A 23,089-nucleotide genomic window follows, 5' to 3' on the forward strand; every position below is an offset into this window, starting at 1 on the left:
TATTATAGTAACGCAAGATTTTGTGGGCAGGTTTTCATTTTTGTCTACACCTTGTAGTTAGAACTGCCGCAGACGGCAGTTCAGGACTGTTTCGCCCCCAGAAAGCCGCCTATGCAGTGCGGTTTTTCAAAGGCTCATTAGTTAGAATGCGCTAACTTGCGCATGAAATGGAGCAAGGAGGTTCCAATGATCAATTTTGAACAGTGGGAAGGCTTTGAGGGCCGCATCTGGAAAGAGGAAGTCAATGTCCGCGACTTCATCCAGAAGAACTACACCCCGTACGATGGCGACGAGAGCTTTCTGGCTGGCCCCACCGAAGCCACCAATAAGCTGTGGGGTGCCCTGCAGAAGCTGCAGAAGGAAGAGCGCGCCAAGGGCGGCGTGCTGGACATGGAGACCGAAGTCGTCAGCAGCCTGACCGCTTACGGCCCCGGCTATATCGACGAGACCCTGAAGGATCTGGAGCAGATCGTCGGCCTGCAGACCGACAAGCCCCTGAAGCGTGCATTCATGCCCTACGGCGGCATCAAGATGGCAGAGCAGGCCTGCACCACCTACGGCTATCAGCCCAGCGAGGAGCTGCACAAGATCTTTACCGACTATACCCGCACCCACAACCAGGCTGTGTTCGATGCCTACACCCCTGAGATGAAAGCTGCCCGCCACACCCACATCATCACCGGCCTGCCCGACACCTACGGCCGCGGCCGCATCGTGGGCGACTACCGCCGCGTGGCCCTGTACGGCATCGATGCCCTGATCAAGTTCAAGCAGGAGGACTTTGCCAACTGCGGCGACGGCACCATGACCGATGATGTGATCCGCCTGCGCGAGGAGATCGCCCGCCAGATCAGCGCCCTGAAGGGCATGAAGAAGATGGCCGAGGCCTACGGCTGCGACATTTCCCAGCCCGCCAAGAACGCCAAGGAAGCCTGCCAGTGGCTGTACTTCGGCTACCTGGCTGCCATCAAGACCCAGAACGGCGCTGCCATGAGCGTGGGCCGCATCTCCACCTTCCTGGATATCTACATCCAGCGCGATCTGGAGAACGGCACCCTGACCGAGAGCCAGGCTCAGGAGCTGATCGACCACATGGTGATGAAGTTCCGCATGGTCAAGTTTGCCCGCATCCCCAGCTACAACCAGCTGTTCTCCGGCGACCCCGTGTGGGCCACCCTGGAAGTGGGCGGCATCGGCATGGACGGCCGCAGCATGGTCACCAAGAACTGCTACCGCTTCCTGCACACTCTGGAGAACATGGGCCCCGCACCGGAGCCGAACCTGACCGTTCTGTACTCCTCTGCCCTGCCCGAGAGCTTCAAGAAGTACGCTGCCAAGGTGTCCATCAACACCAGCTCTGTTCAGTACGAGAACGATGATGTGATGAAGCCCGTTTGGGGCGACGATTACTCCATCTGCTGCTGCGTGTCTGCCACCCAGACCGGCAAGGAGATGCAGTTCTTTGGTGCCCGTGCCAACCTGGCAAAGTGCCTGCTGTACGCCATCAACGGCGGCGTGGACGAGAAGAGCCACGAGCAGTGCGGCCCCAACTACGCCCCCATCACCAGCGAGTACCTGAACTATGACGAGGTCCTGCCCAAGTATGTCCAGATGCTGGACTGGCTGGCCGGCCTGTACGTCAACGTGCTGAACCTGATCCAGTATATGCACGACAAGTACTACTACGAGGAAGCCGAGATGGCCCTGATCGACACTGATGTGCGCCGCACCTTTGCCACCGGCATTGCAGGCTTCTCCCACGTCATCGACTCCCTGAGCGCCATCAAGTACGCCAAGGTCAAGGTCGTGCGCGACGAGACCGGCCTTGCCACCGGCTATGAGGTGGAGGGCGACTTCCCCAAGTACGGCAACGATGACGATCGTGCCGATGAGATCGGCGTTTGGCTGCTGCGCACCTTCCTGGAGATGATCAAGAAGCGCCACACCTACCGCAACTCCGAGGCTACCACCTCCATCCTGACCATCACCTCCAATGTGGTGTACGGCAAGTACACCGGTGCTCTGCCCGATGGCCGTGCCGCCTTTACCCCCTTTGCACCCGGTGCAAACCCCAGCTACGGTGCGGAGCAGAACGGCCTGCTGGCTTCCCTGAACTCTGTTGCCAAGCTGCCCTACCACTGGGCTCTGGACGGCATCTCCAACACTCAGACCATCAACCCCGAGGCTCTGGGCCACAGCGAGGAGGAGCGCAAGGAGAACCTGGTGCAGGTCATGGACGGCTACTTCGATCAGGGTGCACACCACCTGAACGTGAACGTGTTCGGCAAGGAGAAGCTGCTGGATGCCATGGAGCACCCCGAAAAGGAAGAATACGCCAACTTCACCATCCGCGTCTCCGGCTATGCGGTCAAGTTCATCGACCTGACCCGCGAGCAGCAGATGGACGTGATCTCCCGTACCTGCCATGCCGCACTGTGACCCAGTCGGTCTCGTCCACTCGCTGGAAAGCTTCGGCTCAGTGGACGGGCCGGGTGTCCGGTTCGTTGTCTTTCTGCAGGGTTGTGCCCTGCGCTGCAAATACTGCCACAACCCCGAAACGTGGAGCGCTGAGGGCGGCACGGAATGGTCTCCGGAGAAGCTGTTCCAGCACGTCTGGCGCTACCGCAATTACTGGGGCAAGAAGGGCGGCATCACCGTCAGCGGCGGCGAGCCGCTGCGGCAGATGGACTTCTTGACAAAATTCTTCCAGCTGGCACGCGCCAAGGGGGTGCACACCGCGCTGGACACGGCCGGTCAGCCGTTCCAGCCCGATGACCCCGCCTACCTGGCCGCCTTCGATACCCTGATGGCTTCCACCAGTCTGGTGATCCTGGATCTCAAGGAGATCGACCCGGAGAAGCACCGTCAGCTTACCGGCAGGGACAATGCCAACATCCTAGCCATGGCACGGCACATCTCTGATCTGGGCGTTCCGCTCTGGATCCGGCATGTGCTGGTGCCCGGCCTCACCGATGACGAGGAGGGCCTGCGCAGGACCGCAGATTTCATCCGCAGCCTGAAAACGGTGCAGCGGGTGGAGGTGCTCCCCTACCACACGCTGGGGCTGTTCAAGTGGCAGAAGCTGGGCATCTCCTATCCCCTGCCCGATGCTGTTCCCCCCACGGCGGAACAGGTCCGCCGGGCGGAGGAATTGTTGGAAGTGGCTAAGTACCCCGGCTGAAGCGATGCAGCCACCGGTGCTTGACAAAGCTTTTTGCATCTGATTTAATAAAATCAAACAGAAGATGGAGCCCTTCGGCGGCTCACGCATCAGGGACCCCCCTGCTTTTCCGGGGTAAACTGCGTGAGCGCCGGAGGGCTCTTTTTTGCAAGGAGGTATTTGAATGAAGCATCCCGCCATGAATCCCTATCTGCCCCTGTGGGAGTATGTCCCGGACGGCGAGCCCCGTATCTGGGGGGATCGGCTCTATGTCTACGGCAGCCACGACGTGGCAGGCTCCACCCAGTTCTGCGAGGGCGATTACGTTGTGTGGAGCGCCCCGCTGGATGATCTGGGCAGCTGGAAATACGAGGGCATCAGCTATCCCTACACCGCCACCACTGCATCACTGGAAGAGGGCGGCAACCTTGCCGCCCCCGACTGCGTGCAGGGCCCGGATGGACGATACTATTTGTATTATAATCGTGGAAAATACGATTCCTGTGAGGTCGCTGTCAGCGACACACCGCAGGGGCCCTTCACCTATCTGTGCAATGTAACTTTCCCGGATGGCACCATACCCGCCACCAAGATGTTCGACCCGGGCGTGCTGGTGGACGACGATGGCCGGATCTATCTCTACATCGGCTTCTGCCCCACACCGGATTTCCCATGGGCACTCAAGCTGGGCAAGTACAGTCTGGGCTTTGAGCTGGAACCGGACATGCATACCATCAAGGCCGGGCCTTTTGAGGTGCTGCCCGGCTGTCAGGCTACCGCTGGCACCGGCTTTGAGGGCCACGGCTTTTACGAAGCCTCTTCTCCCCGGAAAATCGGCAAACGGTATTACCTTGTGTATTCCTCTGAGCAGAGCCACGACCTGTGCTATGCTGTCTCCGACCAGCCGCTGACCGGCTACCGGTACGGCGGGGTCCTCGTTTCCAATGCAGACATCGGACGGAACGGTAACACCACGCCCAAGGCCCCCTATGGCAACACCCACGGCGGCCTTGGCCAGCTGGGTGGTCAGTGGTACATCTTCTACCACCGCCAGACCCACGGCATCGAGTGCTGCCGCCAGGGCTGTGCCGAACCCGTTGTGCTGGATGCGGAAGGCCGTTTTCACCAGGCCGAGATCACAAGCTGCGGCCTGAACGGCGGGCCGCTGCCCGGCACCGGCAGCTACAATGCCTGTTACGCCTGCAACCTGACCCACGAGACCATCGGCAAAGAGCGGCTCACCATCCGCAAGTGTGCGCGGGACACCCAGCCCCACATTTTTGAAGAGCCTGCCTCCAGCGGCAAGCGGGAGGACAGCCTGCACTATATCGCCAATATGCAGGACGGCACACTGGCAGGGTTCAAGTACTTCGCACTGGGGGATGCTTCCCGGCTCACCCTGCGCCTGCGGGCCAGTGCACCGGGCAGCATGGCCGTCTATCTGGACGAGGCCTGCACCCGGAAATCCGCCGAGGTCACCTTCCCCGCCAGCACGGACTGGCAGGAGGTACAGGGCAGCTTTTCTGCCCCGGCAGGAACCTTTCCGCTCTTCTTCCGGCTGAACTGCACCGGCAGGGTGGACTGGGAAAGCTTCATCCTGACTTAAACAAAAAAACGACCCTCTTTATCACGCTGACGTATGCCCGCTCCCTTTTTGGGGAGGTGGCACTGCGAAGCAATGATAGAGAGGGTCGTTTATTTTTCTTCACTTCCGGCGTGATACACCTGCAGATACACCCTTTTGCGCTCGGCATCCGTGTTCTCTGCCAGCTGCTGGCAGAAACGCTCATCCTCGAACAGGGCGACCACATTGGGCGCATAGCGGGTGCCGCTCTGGGCCCGCAGCTCTTCCAGCAGCGTGCGGAAGGGCTTGGCAAGGTTGTAGCACCGGCCGATATTATCGGTGGCGGCATCCAGCGAGTCTGCCACGCTCAGCGCATCCACGATTCCCTTGATCTCCGGCGGGCAGGAGGGTACATCATTGGGATATCCGCCCTTGCCGTTGTAATAGCAGTGGTGATAGAGTGCCGCCGGGGCCAGCGTTCTTCCGCAGCCCATTCTATTCAGAATGGCAGCGCCGATCCCTGGGTGGCTCTGGATGCAGAAAAACTCCTCATCCAGCAGGCGGCGGGCGTTGTTGTCGATGTACATCAGAACAGCACACTTGCCAAGGTCGTGGTACAGGCCGCACTCATAGGCCGTCTGGCAGAGTTCTTCCCGCCGGGCCTGCACCTCGGCCGCGCTCCTGCAGCCCAGCAGGCCAACCAGTGTTTCGGGCCTTGTCTCGATCTGCCGATGCAGCAGGGCACGGGTCAGCTCTGCCACCATCAGCGAGTGGACATAGGTCGGCTTGTGCCCGGCCAGGATACTGCCCAGCATCCGGCGGTTCGCCGTTTCATCTGAGCTGGTGTTGATCTTGCTCAACTCCCAAGCGGCAGAGTTTACCACACGGGGATACTGGCTGGCCGGCATCTGTTCCAGATACTGATACGCAGAACGGCGTACCTGCTCCACGGTTGCACGATACCTCTGTGCTCCCGCCTCGTCCAGACGTTCTGCATAGACCGAAAGATAGGCCGCCAGAACCAGCTTCCGGTTGATGGCCTCGGCAGAATAATCATCCTGCGCCACGCTTCCCGCCGATTCCAGAAGGATCTTGACCACGTCTTCCAGGCTGCCCACCCCGGCATGGTAGCGGGCAGCGGCATAAAAGTAGGGCACCCGCCAGTTCTGCAGGCGTGCATCCGGGCCCTTGTGTTTCTTCTTGTGCGTCCAGATGTATTCCGCCGATTCCAGCACCTGCCGCGCCACCTCGGGATCCTCCTCCTGCCGCAGGTGGGTCAGCAGGGTCATGCGGTCCATGTGCATGGAATAGATGTAGCTTTCCCAGGGGAACTCCGGGTCCAGTGCATGGTAATGCGCAGACTGGATGACCTCCATTGCGCGGCGGAACCGCTCCAGATACCGGCAGCTTTCCGCATGGGTGCCGCGGGACATCCCCAGCCGGGTGTTGCCCACACAGCGGATGAGATACTGCCGGGTATTCCTGTCCAGCTGTTCATACCGTGACATATATTCAGCAGCTTCCGTAAAATAGACCTGGATCGCATCTCCCAACAGGTTGATGCCAGTTCCCTCATCCCGGACGTTCATATAATGCAGGGTGATGCCCGTGTAGTACAGCTCCCTGACGATCATGGGCACGTCTTCCCGGCTGCGGGCCGCTGCCAGCAGCAGCTGATGCACCTTGAACGCCACGCCCATATCCTCGCTGTTCGCATAGTTGAACAGCCTGCCCGCAAAGGCACTCAGTCCCTGGATATCCGTTTCGGTCAGGGAGGCAGGGTCGCGGTCGTAGACAAACTGCGCCAGCAGTGCCTCATTCTGCCGCATCAGGGCATTGCATCTCAGCGCGTTGGTCTGGATCTCTTCCAGCACGGCAGCGGGAGCTTTGCCCTCCGGAAAGCTGGGCCGGGAGATCGAGCGCACAACGCGCAGATCCCGAATATACTGTTCAAAGGCCTCTGCCTGCGTGCACTCCATCTCATCAGCCCCTTTTGTCGAAGTCTGTCGTTCGATTTGAAACTATAATTCAGTATACGGCATTTTTCGGCAAAAATCAACTGATTTTCGCAGATTTTTTAGCCCCCCCCCCCCGAATATTTTATGCATTCATACGTTACTTTTTGTATAAAATGCACTTTCACCGGGGGATCGGGTGCGCTTGATTTACGAAATTGCTTCCGGCAGCTGCATCCATTTGCCCTTCCAGGCGTAGAGCACCATCAACACTGCACCCACAGCCCAGGACACCGGATAGACCAGCAGCACGCCTTCAATGCCCGCAAACAGGGGCAGGGCAAACTGGATCCAGACGATGCGGAACAGGCACAGGGAGATCAGCAGCACCACCATGGGCGGCACACTCTTGCCGGTGCCGCGCACCGTACCGGCAAGGCCCTGCAGGATGCCCAGCATCCAGTAGAAGGGGCAGAAATAGAGCATACAGATCTTGCCGTAGGCAACGACCGTTTCATCGCCGGTGAACAGGTGCATGATGGGGTCCTGGAAGGCGAGCAGCAGGATGCCGGTCAGGATGGTGTAAACGATGCACATGCCCAGGGTGACAAAGGTGCCCTTTTTGACACGGTCGATCTTGCCCGCACCAAAGTTCTGGCCCACAAAGGTGGTGGCCGCCATGCCGAAGCTCAGCACAGGCAGAATGTTGAAGCCATCCACCTTCATATAGGCGGCAAAGCCTGCCATGGCAGCGGCACCATAGCCGTTGACGCTGACCTGCACCAGCACATTGGAAAGGGAGATGACCATATTCTGGATACCGGTGGGCAGGCCCACCTTGATGATGCGGACCGCCATCTTTTTGTGCACGCGCACTTCCTTTGCCGTCACGCGGTAATCGTCCTCCACCCGCATCAGAAAGCGCAGGGAGAGCACACAGGACACCAGCTGGCTGATATCGGTGGCAATGGCCGCACCGGCCACGCCCATCCTGCATCCGGCGATCAGAACAAGGTCGAGGACGATGTTGGTGATGGAGGCAACGCCCAGGTAGAGCAGGCTCCGCTTGGAGTTGCCGGCAGCGTTCAGGATACCGGCCGCCATGTTATACACCACGCTGAACAGCACGCCGCCAAAATAGAGCCGTATATAGAGCACCGCATCCTCCAGCACCTCTGCGGGGGTGTTCATGGCGGTGAGCAGAGCCCGGCTGACGGCAATGCCGCACACGGTCAGGATCGTGCCCAGAATGGCCGAAAGGGCCAGCGAGGTGTGCACCGCAGTGTGCGCGCCCTCCCTGTCCTTAGCTCCCAGAAACTGGGACACCACGACACCGGCACCCACGGCAATGCCCTGGCTGAACCCGATGAGCAGGAAGATGGGCGAGCCGCTGGAGCCGACGGCTGCCAGCGCGTTGCTGCCCACAAAGTTGCCCACGATGATGGAATCGGCGGTGTTGTACAGCTGCTGCAGCATGTTGCCCAGGATCAGCGGCACCGAGAAGAGCAGGATGCTCTTCCAGATGCTGCCCTCTGTCATCAGCCGTGATTTCTTCTTTTCTTCTAAAATCGTCTGTGCCATAATGCTTCCTTTTTCACGCAAAGCTTCCACTCATATATCAATCGTCATACAGATAAACGATACCTTGTTTCTGCCAAAAAGTCAAGCAAAAGCGTAAAAAGGGGCGTTTGTACCGGTTCCACCCTATTTCCACCCTCTTGCCGCTGGGTCCAGCATCTCGGCGGCAGAGTAGACCAGGGCGTTGCAGACTGCAGCGGCCACGGTGCTTCCGCCCTTGCGGCCCATGGCCGCGATGGCAGGCACGCCGTTGGCGGCACAGGCGGCAAACAGCGCTTCCTTGCTTTCCACCACATTCACAAACCCCACCGGCACGGCGATGACCAGGGCAGGCCGCAGCCCGGCCTCGATCTCTTCCGCAATGGTCAGCAGGGCGGTGGGGGCATTGCCCACCGCAAGAATGGCCCCGGGGTGCTCCTGCGCCGCGCGGTGCATGGAAGCCACTGCCCGGGTGGTTCCGGTCTCGGCTGCGATCCGCGCCACCTCAGGGTCCGCCATATAGCAGAGGGCACTGCCGCCCAGCCGGGCAAGGGCAGGCTTGGAAATGCCCGAAAGCGCCATGTTGGTGTCGGTGATGATAGGGGTCCCGGCCCGCAGGGCGGCCACACCTGCTGCCACAGCCCCCGGCGTGAAGCGCAGATTTTTCGCATAGTCAAAGTCGGCGGTGGTGTGGATGACCCGCTTGACCACAGCGGCAGTCTCGGGCGGCGGGGTCAGGCCCTGCGCTTCCAGCTCTGCCGTGATGATGGAAAGGCTTGTCCGCTCAATGTCGGCGGGCAGATGATGTTGTGGGATCATTGTGCATTCCTCCGCGGGTTCTCCAACCCCATGGCCGCGTAAACGGCATCCAGATCCAGCGCGCCGCGCACGCCATCGGCCAGCAAGTCAAACTGCTGCTGGCGGTATTGCTCCATCGGGATGAGGGCCGCGCTGTCCGGCGCAATGCCCTTGCGCCGGCAGAGCAGGGTCACCAGTTTCTCGGTAAGCTCCCCGGTATCAAACAGGCCGTGCAGGTAGGTACCGAACACATTGTCCTGCACGCAGCCCTCGGGTGTGCCGTCTGCCAGTGTGCAGAAGGGCACACCCTGCACCTCGGTGCGGCCGGTGTGGATCTGATATCCGGTCAGGGCCGCACCCGCAAAGGGGGCGGCGGTCACGGCGGCAGTGTCCTGGGTGCGGTGCTTCTGACCGGTAAAGACCGTGTGGGTGGGCAGCAGCCCCAGCCCCCGCACGGTCTGCACCGTACCGCTCTCCGTGCCCTCAGGGTCGGCCAGCGTCTCGCCCAGCATCTGATACCCGCCGCAGACTCCCAGCACCGGCGTGCCGCTGGCCGCCAGCTTCAACAGGGCTGCTTCCAGCCCGGACTGCCGCAGCCAGAGCAGGTCATCCACTGTGTTCTTGGTGCCGGGCAGGATGATGAGATCCGGTGTGCCCAGCTGGCGGGTATTCTGCACATACCGCACGCCCAGCAGCGGATGCTGCTCCAGCGGCATGAAATCGGTAAAGTTGGAGATGTGCGGCAGGCGGAGGATGGCCGCATCCAGCGGGTGGACCGTTTTGCCCACATCCAGCCGGGTGGAAAGGGAATCCTCGTCCTCAATGTCCACCTTCAGGTAGGGCACGACCCCCAGCACCGGCAGCTGCGTTTTTTCTTCCAGCATCGCAAGGCCGGGGCGCAGGATCTCCACATCGCCGCGGAATTTATTGATGAGCAGCCCCTTGATGCGGGCGCGCTCCTCTGGCTCCAGCAGCGCCACCGTGCCGTACAGCTGGGCAAACACACCGCCCCGGTCGATGTCTCCCGCCAGCAGAACAGGGGCATCCACCAGCCGGGCAAGGCCCATGTTGACGATATCATCCGCCTTCAGGTTGATCTCCGCCGGGCTTCCGGCCCCCTCGATGACGATGATGTCCACGGTTTCGGCCAGACTGTTGTAGGCCGAGAGGATCTCCGGGATGAGCGCTCTTTTCATTTTGAAGTAGGCGGCGGCGGACATCTGGCCCCGCACCTCGCCGTTCACGATGACCTGACTGCCCACGTCACTGCTGGGCTTGAGCAGGATGGGGTTCATCCGCACATCCGGCTCGATGCCTGCGGCCTGCGCCTGCACCACCTGTGCCCGGCCCATTTCCAGCCCATCCCGGGTGACAAAGCTGTTCAGCGCCATGTTCTGGCTCTTGAAGGGAGCCACGCGGTAACCGTCCTGCGCAAAAATGCGGCAGAGGGCGGCGCACAGCAGGCTTTTGCCTGCACCGCTCATGGTTCCCTGCACCATGATGCACTTTGCCTTGCTCATTCCAGCACCTCCGCAAGAAGTTTCAAAAGCTGTTCGTTTTCAGGTCCGGTGCGCACGGCGGTGCGGTACCAGCCAGGGCCCAGCCCGGGGTAGTTCGCACAGCTGCGCAGCACAGCGCCCCTTTGCCGCAGGGCTTCTCCCAGCGTCTCCGGGGCCTGAAACAGCAGGTAATTTGCCCTGCCGTCCAGCACCCGCAGGCCCAGCGCCCGCAGCCCGGCCGTCAGGCGGGGCCGCTGTTCGGCAATGAGGGCCCGGACATTTTCCACATACGCAGTCTCCTCCAGTGCGGCAAGGCCCGCCGCCTGCGCCAGACTGGACACGCCCCAGGGCTGGCCGCAGGCCTGCATCTGTTCCAGCAGCGCCGTGTCGGCACTCAGGGCATAGCCCAGCCGCACGCCCGCCATGCCGTAAAGCTTGGTGAAGGCTTTCAGGATGACCAGATCTCCCTCCCCCAGCAGACCTTTTGCCGTGTGCAGGGCATGGTCGGGCAGGAAATCGAGGAAGCATTCGTCCACCACCAGCAGGGTGCCGCACGCCGCGCAGCGGTGGAGGATCTGCTCCACCAGCGGCAGGGCCGTCAGCTGGCCGGTGGGGTTGTTGGGCTGGCAGAGGAACACCATATCCACCCCCGGGCGGATGGCCGCACAGAACGCATCCGTGACCGCAAAGTCCTCCTGCTCCCGCAAAAAGAAGCGTCCTACCGTGCAGCCGATGCTTTCCAACGCAGTGGCATACTCCGCAAAGGTGGGTGCGGTGACCAGCGCCCGGCGGGGCTTTTTGGCCCAGACCAGCCGGAAGATGAGGTCTGCCGCCCCATTGCCGCAGAGGATCTGCTCTGCCGGCACCCCCTCATGGAGCGCCAGCTTTGCCCGCAGCTCCCGGCACAGGGGGTCGGGGTAGCGGTCCGCCGTGGGCAATGCCGCCGTGATGGCCCGGGCCACCCCTTCCGGCAGGCCCAGCGGGCTGACGTTGGCCGAAAAATCCAGCGCATCCCGCCCGAACTCGGCCCGATAACCGGCCCAATCGCCGCCATGTACCAGTTGCATCTTCGTTCTCCTTTTCCCGGATGGTTATGGATATCAGTTCCTGGTTCCCCCTTTGGGGGAGCTGTCATGCAAGGCATGACTGAGAGGGCGAGGTCGTTACAAAATAGCCCGTATTGCCACGCCCCACGCCAGTGCAAAGGCGCTTGCCACGTACATCATCCGGTTGGCACGCAGGATATCCTCCGGTTCAATGGGACGCAGCGGATCGCCGATGGTGGGCTTGGCGTAGTATTCGCCAAAGTAATAGGCGGGCCCGGCCAGCTGCACCCCCAGCGCACCGGCGCAGGCGCTCTCGGTCTGGGCGCTGTTGGGGCTGGCGTGGTTGCGGCGGTCCCGCCGCCAGATCTTCCACGCCCCTTTTGCGTCATTGTGCGTAAAGGCCGCGGCAGCCACCCACAGCAGGGCGGCAAGGCGGCTGGGAAGGTAATTTGCCGCATCGTCCAGCTTGGCCGGGATGCGGCCAAAGTAGAGGTATTTTTCGTTTTTGTAGCCCAGCATACTGTCCATCGTGTTGATGGCCTTGTAGGTCAGGGCCAGCGGTGCTCCGCCGATGAGCATATAGAGCAGGGGCGCGATCACGCCGTCGCTGGCGTTTTCGGCCACCGTTTCCACAGCGGCTCTGGTCACCCCCTCCAGCGTCAGATCCTGGGTGTCCCGCCCCACGATGCGGCTGACCGCCCTGCGGGCGGCAGGCAGGTCGGGCTTGACCAGTTCCCGGTAAACATTGGTGCTCTCCTGCGCCAGCCCCTTTGCGGCCAGTGCCTGCCCGCACCAGAACATCTGGACGGCCAGCCCCAGCCACGGGCTGATGCGGGCAGCCCCCAGGCAGACAAGGCTCGTCAGCAGAAAGGTACCCACCGGCAGGCAGAACGCCACAATGGCACCGCCCAGCAGTTCCCCCTGAGGCGTTTTGGGCAGACGGGCCCGCAGGCGCTTTTCCAGCGCCGAGATGGCCTTGCCCATGTACACCACCGGGTGGGGCAGCCAGGCCGGGTCGCCGAAGAGGCAGTCCAGCACAAAACCGCCGAGTACTGCGTATTCGATCATCGGGCATCCTCCTTTGTGTACTGCACAGTCTTCAGCAGGTGCAGCACCCGCTGCTCCGCCCAATCTCCTGCATCCAGAACGTAGCCGCCCGCGTTGGGGGCGCACCAATGGTAATAATCCGCATGGGGCAGAGCGTAGCGCTCCATGGCAGCCATCTGGGTGCCGCCGTGGGCCAGAATGACCAGTGTCTCTTCCCCATCGGCAAGGGCCCTGTCTACCAGTGCGGCAAAGGCCCTGCACACCCGCTCCGAAAAAACAGTCTTGGTCTCGCCGTCCGGGCAGGGGCTTTCGCAGTTGGCGTTCACCCAGGCCAGATAATCCGGGTCGTGCTCCATCTCAATGAAATTGCGGCCCTCAAAGCTGCCGAAGCACATCTCCTGCAGGTCTTTCACCTCCACGAGCCTTGCACCCGGGAAGAGCACCTCCGCGGTCTGCCGGGTGCGGCAGAGCGGGGTGATATAGACCGTTTCCGGCCGGAGATCAGCCTGCCGCAGCTGGGCGCGGCCCGCGGGGCACAGGGGGATATCCCGCTGGCCCTGATAGCGCTTTTCGGCGTTGTAGGCCGTCAGGCCATGGCGCAGAAGATAGATCAGCATGGGGGCAGTTCTCCTTTCAATACTGTGGGGATGCCGCAGAACATCTGCACCACGCACCCGGCCCGGGCCGCCAGCAGGCAGGCCAGCCGCCCGGCGGCTTCCCGGGCGGCCCGCTCCCCTGCGTCCACGGGCACCACGCCGCCGCCCACCTCGGTGGCCATCACGATATCATAAGCGGAGAGCTCCTCCGCAAGCTTTTCCAGATCCTCAGCCTCTGCGGCCAGGGCCTGCACCTCCGCAATGCGGGTGCCTGGCAGGCGCTGGGCAAAGGTGCGCTTGCCGCTGTACAGCGGCCCGGTGATAAAGATCATAACAGTCCTCCCCACTGGCAGGCACACAGCGCTGCCAGCATCCACAGCTCGGCTTTCTGCAAAAACCACCCGGCCAGATCGCCGGTGATGCCGCCAAACTGCTTGTTTGAAACAACATGATAGCGTGCAAACACCAGAAACGCCGCCAGCACCAGCGCCCAGCCGCCCAGTGCCAGCAGGGCGGCGCTGAGCAGAGCGGCCAGCACCATCAGCACCCGGCGGACAGTAGTTCGATCCGCCGCCGTGGCAAAGGTGTGGGCAAGGCCGGTATTCTTTGCCATCGGGAACGATGCCACGGCCAGGCCCGAGAGGGCCCGTTCCAACACAAGGGCCAGTGTCCAGCAAAGGCCCACCCGGGGCGTAAAGTCCACGCAGGCACAAAGGGCAAGGTAGGCCGCAAAATAACTGCACAGCCGGATCACCGCAAAGGCACCGCAGTGGGGGTCTTTGAGGATCTCCAGCTTCTTTTCCCGGTCGCCATAGCTGGAAAGGGCATCGCAGGTGTCGGCATAGCCATCCAGGTGGATGCCGCCCGTGACCCAGACCGGGATCAGGCAGAACCCCGCCGCCTTTGCGGGCATCGGCAGGGGCAGAGCGCCGCACAGGCACCACAGCCCGCCAATGACCGCCCCGATGAGCGGGAAGGCACACATGGCATACCGCATGTTTTTCTGGTTCCACGCGAACTGCGGCACGGGCAGGGCCGAAAACATGGCAAAGGCCACTGCAATGGTCTGCAATCCAATCATTTTTCCACTCCTTTATAATAGACCGGGATGCCGCACACCACCCGCACCACATGGTCAGCCCGGGCGGCAAGGGCATTGTTCACCTGCGCCAGCGCTTTCAGGTAGCGCCCGGTGTCGCCTGCGTAATCGGCACCGCCGCTGAACACCTCGTTGGAGACCACGATGAGGTGCGCGCATTGTCCGGCCAATTGGTCCAGTCCTTCCAAAATGACCGAAGCCGCATTTTCTCCCGCCCCGGCGGGGTCGTAGAGCTCGTTGGCGGTCAGGTTGCCCAGATCCTCCAACAGCGCAGTTCCCCGGGCAGGCAGACGGATGTTCTCCAGATGCAGGGGACACTCCACGGTCTCAAACTGCTTTGCCGCCCGCATCTTCCGGTGCTTTTCCACCCGGGCGGCACACTCCGCATCCCACACCTGCATGGTGGCGATGTAATAGCGCGGAAGCGCGGTTTTCAGCACCAGGCTCTCGGCATACCCGCTCTTGCCGCTGGCGGCACCGCCCAATACCAGCGTCAGCATTGGGGGGTGTACGGCGTAATGCCGCCCTCCGTGAAGGAATAGCAATCGCAGTAAACGGCCAGCGCCATATCCCACAGCGGGATGCTTGCCACCGCTCCGGTGCCCTCGCCGAGATGGAGCCCGGCGGTGAGCAGGGGCGCTTTGCCCAGCGCTTCCAGCACCAGCCTTGCTGCCGGTTCGGTGGAGCAGTGGCTGGCAAACACGGCCTTTTCCGCGGCGGGGCAGAGCCGCACCGCGCACAGCGCCGCCACCCCGCTGATGAAGCCATCCATCAGCACGGGCAGGCCTTCCAGCGCGCCGCCCAGAAAAACACCGCACAGCCCGGCGATGTCGAACCCGCCCAGCTTGGAGAGCACGTCCAGCGGGTCAGCGGCATCGGGCCGATTCCGCGCAATGCCCCGCCGGATGGCATCCAGCTTGCGGGCAAGCCCTGCGTCGGAAAGGCCCGCACCACGGCCTGTCATCTGCTCCACGGGCTGCCCCAGCAGAACCGCAGCCACGGCGCTGGAGGTGGTGGTGTTGCCGATGCCCATCTCCCCCGTGGCCAGCAGCTGCACCCCCGCCGCCTTCTGCGCCCGGACAAGCCCGATGCCCGCCGCAATGGCATCCACCGCCTGCTGGCGGGTCATGGCAGGGCCGGTGGTGAAATCCGCCGTCCCGGCGGCAATGCGGCAGTTCTGCACCCCGGGCACCGGCTCCCTGGCCATGCCAAGGTCCACAGGAACCACTTCGCAGCGGGCCGTTTTTGCCATCTGGCAGACACTGGTGCGCCGGGCGGCAAGGTTCTCGGCCACGGCCCGGGTCACGCTCTGGTCCGTCTGGCTCACGCCCTGCGCCACCACGCCGTTGTCGGCGCAGAGCACCAGCACGGCCCGGCGAGAAAACGCCAGCTCTGCCGTACCGGTCAGGGCGGCGGCATCCTCCAGCATGGTCTCCAGTCTGCCCAGCCCGCCCAGCGGCTTGGCCAGACTGGCCCAGTGGGCGTGGGCGGCGGTGCGGGCGGTCTCGTCCGGCCGGGTGATCCTGGAAAGAAGCTGTTTCAGTTCAAGCTCTGTCATTGGTCCTGTTCCTCTTGATGATAGTGTGCGGCGGCATCCACGAACCGCCGGGGCAGGGCCGTGCCCGCCCAATACAAATGCGGGAAGCCCGCATAGAAATGCTCGTTTGCAAAGCCGCAGTCCCATTGCTTCCCGTTGGGCTTTGCGGCGGTAAAGCCGGTGCCGTTGTCGGTGGAATCCCAGTGGTGGAACTCATGCACCGGCAGACGCTCTCCCGTGCGGAACAGCATACTGTCGGTGCGGGCGGTCAATGCCGCGTATCCGAACCGCACCAGCCGCCCCACCCGGAAGCCCTGCCCCGGCAGAACACCTGCCATGGGCCAGCGTTCCCCGTTGGCATCCTCCAGGCTCTGGCCCAGATAGAGAAAGCCCCCGCACTCGGCCACCGTGGGCAGGCCGCGCTCCACAGCCCGGCGCACAGAGACCAGCATGGAGCGATTCGCGCTCAACTGCCCGGTATACAGCTCCGGGTAGCCGCCGGGCAGATAGAGCCCGCCGATCTGCTCCGGCAGGGCGGAGTCCTGCAGGGGGCTGAACCAGCAGAGCTCCGCCCCCGCCCGCTCCAGTGCTTCCAGCGTTTCGGCGTAGGTGAAGCAAAACGCCGCATCCCTTGCAACGGCAATGGGAACGCGGGGGCGCTGTTCCTCTCCTCCCTGGAGCGGCAGCTCTCCCGCAGGGGGGAGTCGATCTGTGTGCACCAAAGGCGCTACGCACTCGGTCAGGGCAAAAAGCTTCTCCCAATCCATCACCAGCGCATCGGCCATCCGGCTGATCTTCTGCTGCAGGTCCGCGATCTCCCCGGCAGTTTTCAACCCTAAGTGGCGGCTCTCAAGGGCGGCATCCGGCAGGTGGGGCAGATAGCCCAGCACCGGCAGGCCGGTCTCCCGTTCCAGCATGGGAGCCAGCAGGGCATACAAATGGGCGGCGCAGTCATTGAGCAGGATGCCCGCCAGATGGCTGGGGGTGCGGAACTGCTTCAGCCCGTTGATCTGGGCCGCCAGCGTCAGGCTGGCCCCTCTGGGCTGGACCACCAGCAGCACCGGCAGGCCCAGCGTATCGGCCAGATGCCAGGCACTGGCGGTATCACTCACGCCGCCCAGTCCATCGTAAAAGCCCATGGCACCCTCGCACACGGCTGCCCCGTGCCCGGCTGCGGCCTGCGCATAGAGCGCGCGCACGGTCTCCGGCGCAGAGAAAAACAGGTCGAGGTTGTGGCTCTCCACCCCCAGCACGGCCCGGTGAAACATGGGGTCGATATAGTCCGGCCCGCTCTTGAAGGAGCAGGGGTCCTGCCCCCGCCGCTTGAGCGCCGCCAGCAGAGCGCAGGTCAGTGTGGTTTTGCCGCTGCCGGAACAGGGCGCGGCCACAAGAAATTGGATCATTTACGTTCTCCTGTGATAAGGAAGATGGGGTTATTGGCCATCAGCAGGTGGAGCCTGCCCGCAGGCCGGGTGCGGCTGACCGCGATCTGCGTCACCTCCGCAGCAAGGCCGTGGGCAGTCAGTGCGGCCACGGCGGCGCTCAGCGTTTCCAGCGCAATGGCAGAGATGCAGATGCGGGCGTTCGGATTCCGGGCAAGCACCGTGTCCACCACAGCCTCCATGCCCCCCTTGGTCCCGCCGATGAACACGGCATCCGGGGCGGGCAGGTCAGCCAGCGCGGCGGGGGCGCGGCCCTCTACCAGTGTCAGGTTGCAGGCGTGGAACGTTTCCTGATTCTGCCGGATGAGCCCGCAGGCCTCCGGGTCACACTCCACGGCATACACATGCCCCCGGGGTGCGGCCAGTGCCAGCTCCACGCTCACGCTGCCGGTGCCCGCGCCCACATCCCACAGGGTATCGGCAGGCTGCACGGCCAGCTTGGCCAGCGCCGCCGCCCGCACCTCCTGCTTGGTCATGGGCACCTCCCCCCGGAGAAAAGCTTCATCCGGGAAGCCGGGCACCCGCCGGGGCGGCTGAGGAAGATGCTCCACAAGCAGAACGCTCAGGCTTGCAAACTGCTTTTGCGCAAACTCCTGCGCCGTGCCGAACAGGATTTTCTCCTCTGCCCGGCCCAGCTCTTCGCCCACCAGCACATGGGCATCGCCCAGCCCGGCAGCAGCCAGCCGGCCGCAGAGAGAGGCAGGCGTTTCTGCCCCGCCGGTCAGGAAAAACACAGGCTTTCCCCCGGCCGTCAGGCATTCGGCCACCGGGTCGCAGGCACAGCCATGGGCCGAGACCAGCTTCCACTCCTGCCAGGAGCGGCCCACCGCAGCGGCCAGCAGCTGAACACTGGAAAGCCCCGGCAGCACCCGGCAGGAGATGCCAAAGGCCCGCAGCATCGGCAGCAGCCGGGCCGCGCCGGAATAGAACCCGGTGTCGCCGCTGTACACAAGGGCAGCATCCACCTCCGGGTCAGCCGCCAACGCGGCGAGGACATCCTCAGGCTGATACAGGGCCTTCCGGTGTTCCGTGCAGCCCTGCGGCAGCTGTTCCAGCAGGCGCTTTGCCCCCAGGATCAGTCCGGCGTTCTGCAGGGCGGCAAGGCCCTGCGCGGTCAGGCTTTCCGGCGTGCCTGACCCCATCCCGATGAGTGTGATCATTGCAGCATCTCCTTACAATGTGTCAGGATCTGTTCCGCCGTTTCGCCCTGCTCGGCCGGGCGGCGGATGACGATGAGCTGTGCCCCGGTGTCCTGCGCTGCCCGGGCTTTTTCTTCAAAGCCGCCCGCCGCGCCGCCGTCTTTGGTAACGAGGAAGCGGATGGCAAACTGCTCCATCAGTGCCCGGTTCAGCGCATAGGAGAACGGCCCCTGCATGGCGATGATGTTCTTATGGGGGATATCTGCCCCCTCGCAGGCGGCAATGCCCTCCCGGGTGGGCAGGACACGGGGAAAGAGCCGTGCCGGTTCCAGCACAGCAAAGGCAGAAAGCTCCTTGGCCCCGGTGGCAAGCAGGATATTTCCCTGCGTCCGGGCCAGAAATCCCGCCGCATGGGCCGCAGAGGCAAACACCATGCTCCCGGCAGGCAGCGGGCTTTCGGGCCGGAGCAGGCGGCGGTACTCCGTGCCCGCTGTTTTACAGGCCGCCCGGATGTTCCGGGTGGCCTCCACCGCATACGGATGGGTCGCGTCCACGCAGAGGTCAGCCCCCTGCAGCAGGGCGGTCATCTCCTCCGGGGTCAGCCGCCCGCAGTGGACGGTGATGCCGGACCTTTCGCCCTGTTCCTCGGCCCCCAGCGGGGTGGCCACGCTGACCAGTACCTCGGCCCCCAGTGCGGCCAGCTGCTTCGAAAACACACGGCCCTCGGTGGTGCCGCTGAATACCACGACCCTCATGCGCGGTACCCCCGCGGCGTGACCATCCGCCCGCTCAGCTGGCGGGTCTGGGCATTGCCGACAAACACGGTGGTGAACATATCCACCGGGGTGGTTTCCAGCGCAGCCAGCGTCAGAACGCGGCTTTCCTGCCCCTCCCGGCCAATGTTCCGCACGATGCCGCAGACCGTTCCGGGTGCTTTGCCATTTGCCAGCAGGATGCGCACCGCCCGCGCCAGATAGTCCGGCCGCCCCTTGGAGGAGGGGTTGTACAGCGCGATGCAGAAATCCCCCATGGCCGCTGCCGCCAGCCGCCGCTCGATGACCTCCCACGGCGTGAGCCGGTCAGAGAGGGAGAGCACGCAGAAATCGTGGGCCAGCGGAGCACCCAGCACCGCACCGCCGCTCAGGGCGGCGGTCAGGCCGGGCACCACCTCCACCGTCACGTCCGGGAAGTGCTCGGCCAGCTCCAGCAGAGGGCTTGCCATGCCGTAGACCCCGGCATCTCCCGAGCAGACCAGCGCCACCGCCCTGCCGCTCCGGGCCGTTTCCAGTGCCCAGCGGCAGCGGTCGATCTCCTTGGTCATGCCGGTGGAATAATAGAGCTTGTCCGGGAAGTAAGGGCGCACCAGATCCAGATAGACCGTATAGCCGCACAGCACCTCGGCTTGCGTTAAGGCGCTCTGCGCCTGTGCGGTCAGAAACCGGGGATCCCCGGGCCCAAGCCCGACAACAAAAACAACATTAGGCATCCTGCCACCTCCAATCCGGGGCAAAGGGACGAAGCGCCAGCGCAAAGGTCACGCCACCGCCCGCCTGTTTGGGAAGAATGATCGTGCCGCCTGCCGCCAGCACCGCCGCCCGCTCGCAGACATTGTCCACACCGGTCACGCTCCGGACAAAGGCCGAAGGTGTGAACTGCCCGGGGGCGTTCTGCAGCTGTGCGGCAGAATAGAACTGCACCGGCCAGCCGTGGGCTCTGCAAAATTCCAGCAGGCCCGGCTCATGGGCTTTCAGGTCGATGCTGGCTGCCGCCGTGATGCACACTGCTGCAAGGCCGTGGGCCGCGTAGAACTGTGCAAAGGCCGCTTCCAGCTGTGCAGCGCTGGTCCCCCGCCTGCACCCGATGCCCAGCACACCGATCTTCGGGATCAGGTGCAGCGCATCGCCCGTCGGGAAAAGGGTCAGGGCAAAGTCGGCGCGCTCTGCCTCCCCCGCCGGGACCACCCCGGCAGGGGCCTGCCCGGCAATGGGGAATTCCGAGCGGTACCGCACCGGCCCGCCCGCCAGCAGTCTGCTGCTGACGCGCTTGATGCGCCCCGGCTCCAGCACAGCGCAGTTCTGGTGCCTGGCCCACGCATCCACGGCAAACACACCGTTGGCATCGGTGGCCGTGGTAATGACCGGCACCGCACCGCAGACCGCCGCCAGCGCCCGGGCCAGATCGTTGGCCCCGCCCAGATGGCCCGAAAGGATCGGCACCGCAAAATGACCGCACTCGTCCAGCACCACCACGGCAGGGTCCACCGCCTTGTTCCGGCAGTGGGGCGCAATGGCCCGCACCGCAATGCCCACAGCCCCCACAAAGATCAGGGCATCCGCATGGGCGAACTGCTCCGCAGCCCAATCGGCAAGGCCGGGCCCGCCATGGCCGCAGCGGGCCACGGTGCCGGGCAGGGCACTGGCCAGCTTTTGGGCCAGCGCCAGCCCTTTTTCCGTAAAGGCGAGATAGGCGCGGGTCACTGGTCTGCCCCCTTGCGGAACTCCGTCGTAAAGGTTGGGTCGTAGAGCTTGCTCCGCTCATACCGGGTGCCCAGAAACTCCCCCACCACGATGAGCGCTGTTTTGGTGATGCCGTTGGCGCGGGTGCTCCCGGCCAGCGTGCCCACGGTGCAGCGCACCACTTTTTGTTCCGGCCAGCTGGCCTTGTAGACCACGGCGGCAGGGGTCTCCGACGTGTAGGCTCCGCCCGCCAGCAGGGCCTGCTGCACCTTGTCGATGAGGCCGATGGAGAGGAAGATCACCATGGTTGCCCCATGGGCGGCAAGGCTGGCCAGCTGCTCCTTTTCCGGCACCGGGGTGCGCCCCTCCATCCGGGTGATGATCACGGTCTGGCTGATGGTGGGCAGGGTGTACTCGGCGTTCAGCGCCGCCGCCGCCCCGCAAAAGCTGGACACGCCGGGGGTATCATCGTAGGGGATGCCATCCGCATCCAGTGCGTCCATCTGCTCCCGGATGGCCCCATACAGGCAGGGGTCGCCGGTGTGGAGCCGCACGGTGGTCCCGCCTGCGGCATCCACCCGGTGCATCACGTCCAGCACCTGTTCCAGCGTCATCTCAGCGCTGTTGTATACGGCACACTCCGGCTTCGCCAGCCCCAGCAGGGCCGGGTTGACCAGACTGCCCGCATAAATGATGCAGTCGGCTTCCTGCAGCAGGGCCGCGCCCCGCCGGGTGATAAGGTCAGGTGCGCCGGGGCCTGCGCCTACAAAATGTACCATCTCAATGCTCCTTCCATTCGTTCAGCAGTTGTGCGGCAGTATCGGTGGCTCCCAGCGGGCCGTGCTGGTTGGAAAACAGCACAGCCCCCACCCGGAACGCCCCGCAGGCCCGCCGGTCAAGGTGGAGCTGGACTGCCCGCAGCAGGCTTTCCAGCACCGGAGCCCGCAGGCCGGCGCTGTCCAGGAGTTCCAGACAGGCATCGGTGGTGGCAGCGTTCATCAGGGCGGCGCAGACTTCCCGGGAAGCGCCGCAGAGCGCCGCATGGGTGCAGAACAGCTCGGTGCGGCAGTCAGCAGTGTGGGAATGGGTGTTCATAATACCGCCCGCCACCTTGACCAGCTTGCCCACATGGCCCACCAGAAGCACCTCTTCAAAGCGGGCCGCAGCAGCCATATCCAGCGTGTCTCCAATAAAGTTCGAGGTTTTCACCACCGGAACAGCGTGAAACTCCGGGTATCTTTCGTGCAGATAGTCCAGCCCGTAATTGCCGGGTGCCAGAATGAGCCGCCTGGGGCTGCCCGCCCGGAGAGCGGCCTGATTCATTTCCAGCTGGATGGTATCCAGGATCGCCTGCTGGCTCATAGGCTCCACAATGCCGCTGGTTCCCAGCACCGAAAGCCCGCCCTCGACCCCGATGTGGGGGTTGAAGGTGCGCTTTGCCACCTCTTCCCCGCCCTCGATGGAGATGGTCACGGCAAAGCCGCCGGTGTAGCAGGCGCTCTCGGCTTCCCTTTGCAGGGCCTCAGCGATCATCTGCCGGGGCACATGGTTGATGGCAGCTTCCCCCACCGGCTGGTCCAGCCCGGCCTTGGTCACCCGGCCCACGCCCTTGCCGCCGGAGATGCGGATCTCGGTGGTATCGGGCAGCAATTCTACGGCGGCGATCACGGGCAGGCCGGTGGTCACATCCACATCATCCCCGCCGTCCTTCTCAATGGCGCATTCGGCACCGGCTCCGGCGGGGCGGCAGTACAGCGGGGCCACCTCCACCACGATGCCCTTCGGCGTGCGCAGGGCAACGCTCTCCGGGGCATGGCCGGTGAGCAGGAGCCGCGCGGCCCCCGCCGCACCCAGCGCCGCGCAGGTGCCGGTGGTGTACCCGCAGCGGAGCAGCTTCTGTCCACTGCGGACGTAATGTTCAAACTTTGGCCCGGCAGGCTTTTCCGGGCCGAACACGGCCTCGTACTGCTCCTTGGTCAGGCTGTACAGCGCCCGGATGTTCTCCGGGGCAAAGGCCTCCTTTGGGGTCAGCACCCCCGAAACGCTGTGCGGGAACACGCAGACCACCGCATCCGCGATCTTCTGCGCCATGTCCAGCTCGTGCAGGCTGACGATCACGGCCAGCCCCTGCTCATGGGCCAGTTTCTGCAGGATGGTCAGCAGCTCGATCTTTCCCTTGACATCCAGAAAAGAG

21 protein-coding genes are annotated in these 23,089 nt (G+C 63.6%); 3 read left to right on the forward strand and 18 right to left on the reverse strand.

The window, feature by feature from the left end; genetic code table 11:
• Positions 1 to 186 precede the first annotated feature (186 nt).
• From pflB to ACKXGA_RS06545, 3 genes are all read left to right on the forward strand, one after another.
• Positions 187 to 2,439 (forward strand): formate C-acetyltransferase, encoded by a 2,253-nt coding sequence (pflB, locus tag ACKXGA_RS06535; protein ID WP_117534012.1) that lies wholly within the window; start codon positions 187 to 189, stop codon positions 2,437 to 2,439.
• Entirely contained in the window at positions 2,426 to 3,181 is a 756-nt protein-coding gene (gene pflA, locus ACKXGA_RS06540; RefSeq protein WP_097773391.1) for a pyruvate formate-lyase-activating protein, read from the forward strand. Before pflB ends, pflA begins: the two co-directional genes overlap by 14 nt.
• 163 nt (positions 3,182 to 3,344) lie before the next feature.
• Positions 3,345 to 4,766, forward strand: a complete 1,422-nt coding sequence (locus ACKXGA_RS06545) for a family 43 glycosylhydrolase (RefSeq protein WP_423730314.1) — start codon at positions 3,345 to 3,347, stop codon at positions 4,764 to 4,766.
• Positions 4,767 to 4,855: 89 nt separating this feature from the next.
• Here the strand turns inward: ACKXGA_RS06545 and ACKXGA_RS06550 are convergent, their stop codons facing one another.
• The 18 genes from ACKXGA_RS06550 to cbiD all read right to left on the reverse strand — a co-directional run bounded on the left by ACKXGA_RS06550 (position 4,856) and on the right by cbiD (position 22,986).
• Complete coding sequence (locus tag ACKXGA_RS06550) at positions 4,856 to 6,703, reverse strand: HD-GYP domain-containing protein (RefSeq protein WP_423730315.1); 1,848 nt, start codon at positions 6,701 to 6,703, stop codon at positions 4,856 to 4,858.
• 186 nt (positions 6,704 to 6,889) lie between these two features.
• On the reverse strand, positions 6,890 to 8,260 hold the full coding sequence (locus ACKXGA_RS06555) for an MATE family efflux transporter (RefSeq protein WP_423730316.1): 1,371 nt from the start codon (positions 8,258 to 8,260) through the stop codon (positions 6,890 to 6,892).
• Positions 8,261 to 8,383: 123 nt separating this feature from the next.
• The gene (locus ACKXGA_RS06560; protein ID WP_423730317.1) at positions 8,384 to 9,055 is read right to left on the reverse strand and encodes a precorrin-8X methylmutase; all 672 of its coding nucleotides are present in this window, start codon (positions 9,053 to 9,055) and stop codon (positions 8,384 to 8,386) included.
• Entirely contained in the window at positions 9,052 to 10,554 is a 1,503-nt protein-coding gene (locus ACKXGA_RS06565; protein ID WP_423730318.1) for a cobyric acid synthase, read from the reverse strand. The genes ACKXGA_RS06560 and ACKXGA_RS06565 overlap by 4 nt, the downstream gene beginning before the upstream one ends.
• Positions 10,551 to 11,600, reverse strand: a complete 1,050-nt coding sequence (locus ACKXGA_RS06570) for a pyridoxal phosphate-dependent aminotransferase (protein WP_423730319.1) — start codon at positions 11,598 to 11,600, stop codon at positions 10,551 to 10,553. The genes ACKXGA_RS06565 and ACKXGA_RS06570 overlap by 4 nt, the downstream gene beginning before the upstream one ends.
• Positions 11,601 to 11,696: 96 nt before the next feature.
• The gene (cbiB, locus tag ACKXGA_RS06575; RefSeq protein WP_156060400.1) at positions 11,697 to 12,647 is read right to left on the reverse strand and encodes an adenosylcobinamide-phosphate synthase CbiB; all 951 of its coding nucleotides are present in this window, start codon (positions 12,645 to 12,647) and stop codon (positions 11,697 to 11,699) included.
• The gene (locus ACKXGA_RS06580) at positions 12,644 to 13,243 is read right to left on the reverse strand and encodes a histidine phosphatase family protein (protein ID WP_423730320.1); all 600 of its coding nucleotides are present in this window, start codon (positions 13,241 to 13,243) and stop codon (positions 12,644 to 12,646) included. Before ACKXGA_RS06580 ends, cbiB begins: the two co-directional genes overlap by 4 nt.
• Entirely contained in the window at positions 13,237 to 13,554 is a 318-nt protein-coding gene (locus tag ACKXGA_RS06585; protein ID WP_097771535.1) for a bifunctional adenosylcobinamide kinase/adenosylcobinamide-phosphate guanylyltransferase, read from the reverse strand. Before ACKXGA_RS06585 ends, ACKXGA_RS06580 begins: the two co-directional genes overlap by 7 nt.
• Complete coding sequence (locus ACKXGA_RS06590; RefSeq protein ID WP_423730321.1) at positions 13,551 to 14,303, reverse strand: adenosylcobinamide-GDP ribazoletransferase; 753 nt, start codon at positions 14,301 to 14,303, stop codon at positions 13,551 to 13,553. The genes ACKXGA_RS06585 and ACKXGA_RS06590 overlap by 4 nt, the downstream gene beginning before the upstream one ends.
• The gene (locus ACKXGA_RS06595) at positions 14,300 to 14,821 is read right to left on the reverse strand and encodes a bifunctional adenosylcobinamide kinase/adenosylcobinamide-phosphate guanylyltransferase (RefSeq protein WP_423730322.1); all 522 of its coding nucleotides are present in this window, start codon (positions 14,819 to 14,821) and stop codon (positions 14,300 to 14,302) included. Before ACKXGA_RS06595 ends, ACKXGA_RS06590 begins: the two co-directional genes overlap by 4 nt.
• Complete coding sequence (gene cobT, locus ACKXGA_RS06600) at positions 14,815 to 15,879, reverse strand: nicotinate-nucleotide--dimethylbenzimidazole phosphoribosyltransferase (RefSeq protein WP_423730323.1); 1,065 nt, start codon at positions 15,877 to 15,879, stop codon at positions 14,815 to 14,817. The genes ACKXGA_RS06595 and cobT overlap by 7 nt, the downstream gene beginning before the upstream one ends.
• Positions 15,876 to 17,261 (reverse strand): cobyrinate a,c-diamide synthase, encoded by a 1,386-nt coding sequence (locus ACKXGA_RS06605; RefSeq protein WP_423730324.1) that lies wholly within the window; start codon positions 17,259 to 17,261, stop codon positions 15,876 to 15,878. Before ACKXGA_RS06605 ends, cobT begins: the two co-directional genes overlap by 4 nt.
• Positions 17,258 to 18,460 carry a precorrin-6y C5,15-methyltransferase (decarboxylating) subunit CbiE gene (gene cbiE / locus ACKXGA_RS06610; protein ID WP_423730325.1) on the reverse strand — a complete coding sequence of 401 codons (1,203 nt, stop codon included), beginning with the start codon at positions 18,458 to 18,460 and terminating at the stop codon, positions 17,258 to 17,260. The genes ACKXGA_RS06605 and cbiE overlap by 4 nt, the downstream gene beginning before the upstream one ends.
• Positions 18,457 to 19,194 carry a precorrin-6A reductase gene (gene cobK, locus ACKXGA_RS06615; RefSeq protein WP_423730326.1) on the reverse strand — a complete coding sequence of 246 codons (738 nt, stop codon included), beginning with the start codon at positions 19,192 to 19,194 and terminating at the stop codon, positions 18,457 to 18,459. The genes cbiE and cobK overlap by 4 nt, the downstream gene beginning before the upstream one ends.
• Complete coding sequence (cobJ, locus tag ACKXGA_RS06620) at positions 19,191 to 19,925, reverse strand: precorrin-3B C(17)-methyltransferase (RefSeq protein WP_005935001.1); 735 nt, start codon at positions 19,923 to 19,925, stop codon at positions 19,191 to 19,193. Before cobJ ends, cobK begins: the two co-directional genes overlap by 4 nt.
• Positions 19,918 to 20,916 (reverse strand): cobalt-precorrin 5A hydrolase, encoded by a 999-nt coding sequence (locus tag ACKXGA_RS06625; protein ID WP_423730327.1) that lies wholly within the window; start codon positions 20,914 to 20,916, stop codon positions 19,918 to 19,920. The genes cobJ and ACKXGA_RS06625 overlap by 8 nt, the downstream gene beginning before the upstream one ends.
• Entirely contained in the window at positions 20,913 to 21,674 is a 762-nt protein-coding gene (gene cobM, locus ACKXGA_RS06630) for a precorrin-4 C(11)-methyltransferase (RefSeq protein WP_423730328.1), read from the reverse strand. The genes ACKXGA_RS06625 and cobM overlap by 4 nt, the downstream gene beginning before the upstream one ends.
• A gap of 1 nt (position 21,675) precedes the next feature.
• Complete coding sequence (gene cbiD, locus ACKXGA_RS06635; protein WP_423730391.1) at positions 21,676 to 22,986, reverse strand: cobalt-precorrin-5B (C(1))-methyltransferase CbiD; 1,311 nt, start codon at positions 22,984 to 22,986, stop codon at positions 21,676 to 21,678.
• Between the last annotated feature and the right edge of the window lie 103 nt (positions 22,987 to 23,089).

The sequence above is a fragment of the Faecalibacterium hominis (ex Afrizal et al. 2022) genome, assembly GCF_049545105.1.
Taxonomy (GTDB): domain Bacteria; phylum Bacillota; class Clostridia; order Oscillospirales; family Ruminococcaceae; genus Faecalibacterium; species Faecalibacterium duncaniae.

Excerpts from the sequence above, each read along its gene's own strand:
- ACKXGA_RS06580 (WP_423730320.1), bottom strand. The coding sequence starts at position 13,243 with ATGCTGATCTATCTTCTGCGCCATGGCCTGACGGCCTACAACGCCGAA.
- ACKXGA_RS06570 (WP_423730319.1), bottom strand. The coding sequence starts at position 11,600 with ATGCAACTGGTACATGGCGGCGATTGGGCCGGTTATCGGGCCGAGTTC.
- ACKXGA_RS06565 (WP_423730318.1), bottom strand. The coding sequence starts at position 10,554 with ATGAGCAAGGCAAAGTGCATCATGGTGCAGGGAACCATGAGCGGTGCA.
- cobT (WP_423730323.1), bottom strand. The coding sequence starts at position 15,879 with ATGACAGAGCTTGAACTGAAACAGCTTCTTTCCAGGATCACCCGGCCG.
- ACKXGA_RS06605 (WP_423730324.1), bottom strand. The coding sequence starts at position 17,261 with ATGATCCAATTTCTTGTGGCCGCGCCCTGTTCCGGCAGCGGCAAAACC.
- cobJ (WP_005935001.1), bottom strand. The coding sequence starts at position 19,925 with ATGCCTAATGTTGTTTTTGTTGTCGGGCTTGGGCCCGGGGATCCCCGG.
- cbiD (WP_423730391.1), bottom strand. The coding sequence starts at position 22,986 with ATGGCGCAGAAGATCGCGGATGCGGTGGTCTGCGTGTTCCCGCACAGC.
- ACKXGA_RS06595 (WP_423730322.1), bottom strand. The coding sequence starts at position 14,821 with ATGCTGACGCTGGTATTGGGCGGTGCCGCCAGCGGCAAGAGCGGGTAT.
- ACKXGA_RS06585 (WP_097771535.1), bottom strand. The coding sequence starts at position 13,554 with ATGATCTTTATCACCGGGCCGCTGTACAGCGGCAAGCGCACCTTTGCC.
- cobK (WP_423730326.1), bottom strand. The coding sequence starts at position 19,194 with ATGAGGGTCGTGGTATTCAGCGGCACCACCGAGGGCCGTGTGTTTTCG.
- cobM (WP_423730328.1), bottom strand. The coding sequence starts at position 21,674 with ATGGTACATTTTGTAGGCGCAGGCCCCGGCGCACCTGACCTTATCACC.
- ACKXGA_RS06555 (WP_423730316.1), bottom strand. The coding sequence starts at position 8,260 with ATGGCACAGACGATTTTAGAAGAAAAGAAGAAATCACGGCTGATGACA.
- ACKXGA_RS06560 (WP_423730317.1), bottom strand. The coding sequence starts at position 9,055 with ATGATCCCACAACATCATCTGCCCGCCGACATTGAGCGGACAAGCCTT.
- pflA (WP_097773391.1), top strand. The coding sequence starts at position 2,426 with ATGCCGCACTGTGACCCAGTCGGTCTCGTCCACTCGCTGGAAAGCTTC.
- cbiE (WP_423730325.1), bottom strand. The coding sequence starts at position 18,460 with ATGATCACACTCATCGGGATGGGGTCAGGCACGCCGGAAAGCCTGACC.
- cbiB (WP_156060400.1), bottom strand. The coding sequence starts at position 12,647 with ATGATCGAATACGCAGTACTCGGCGGTTTTGTGCTGGACTGCCTCTTC.
- ACKXGA_RS06545 (WP_423730314.1), top strand. The coding sequence starts at position 3,345 with ATGAAGCATCCCGCCATGAATCCCTATCTGCCCCTGTGGGAGTATGTC.
- ACKXGA_RS06590 (WP_423730321.1), bottom strand. The coding sequence starts at position 14,303 with ATGATTGGATTGCAGACCATTGCAGTGGCCTTTGCCATGTTTTCGGCC.
- pflB (WP_117534012.1), top strand. The coding sequence starts at position 187 with ATGATCAATTTTGAACAGTGGGAAGGCTTTGAGGGCCGCATCTGGAAA.
- ACKXGA_RS06550 (WP_423730315.1), bottom strand. The coding sequence starts at position 6,703 with ATGGAGTGCACGCAGGCAGAGGCCTTTGAACAGTATATTCGGGATCTG.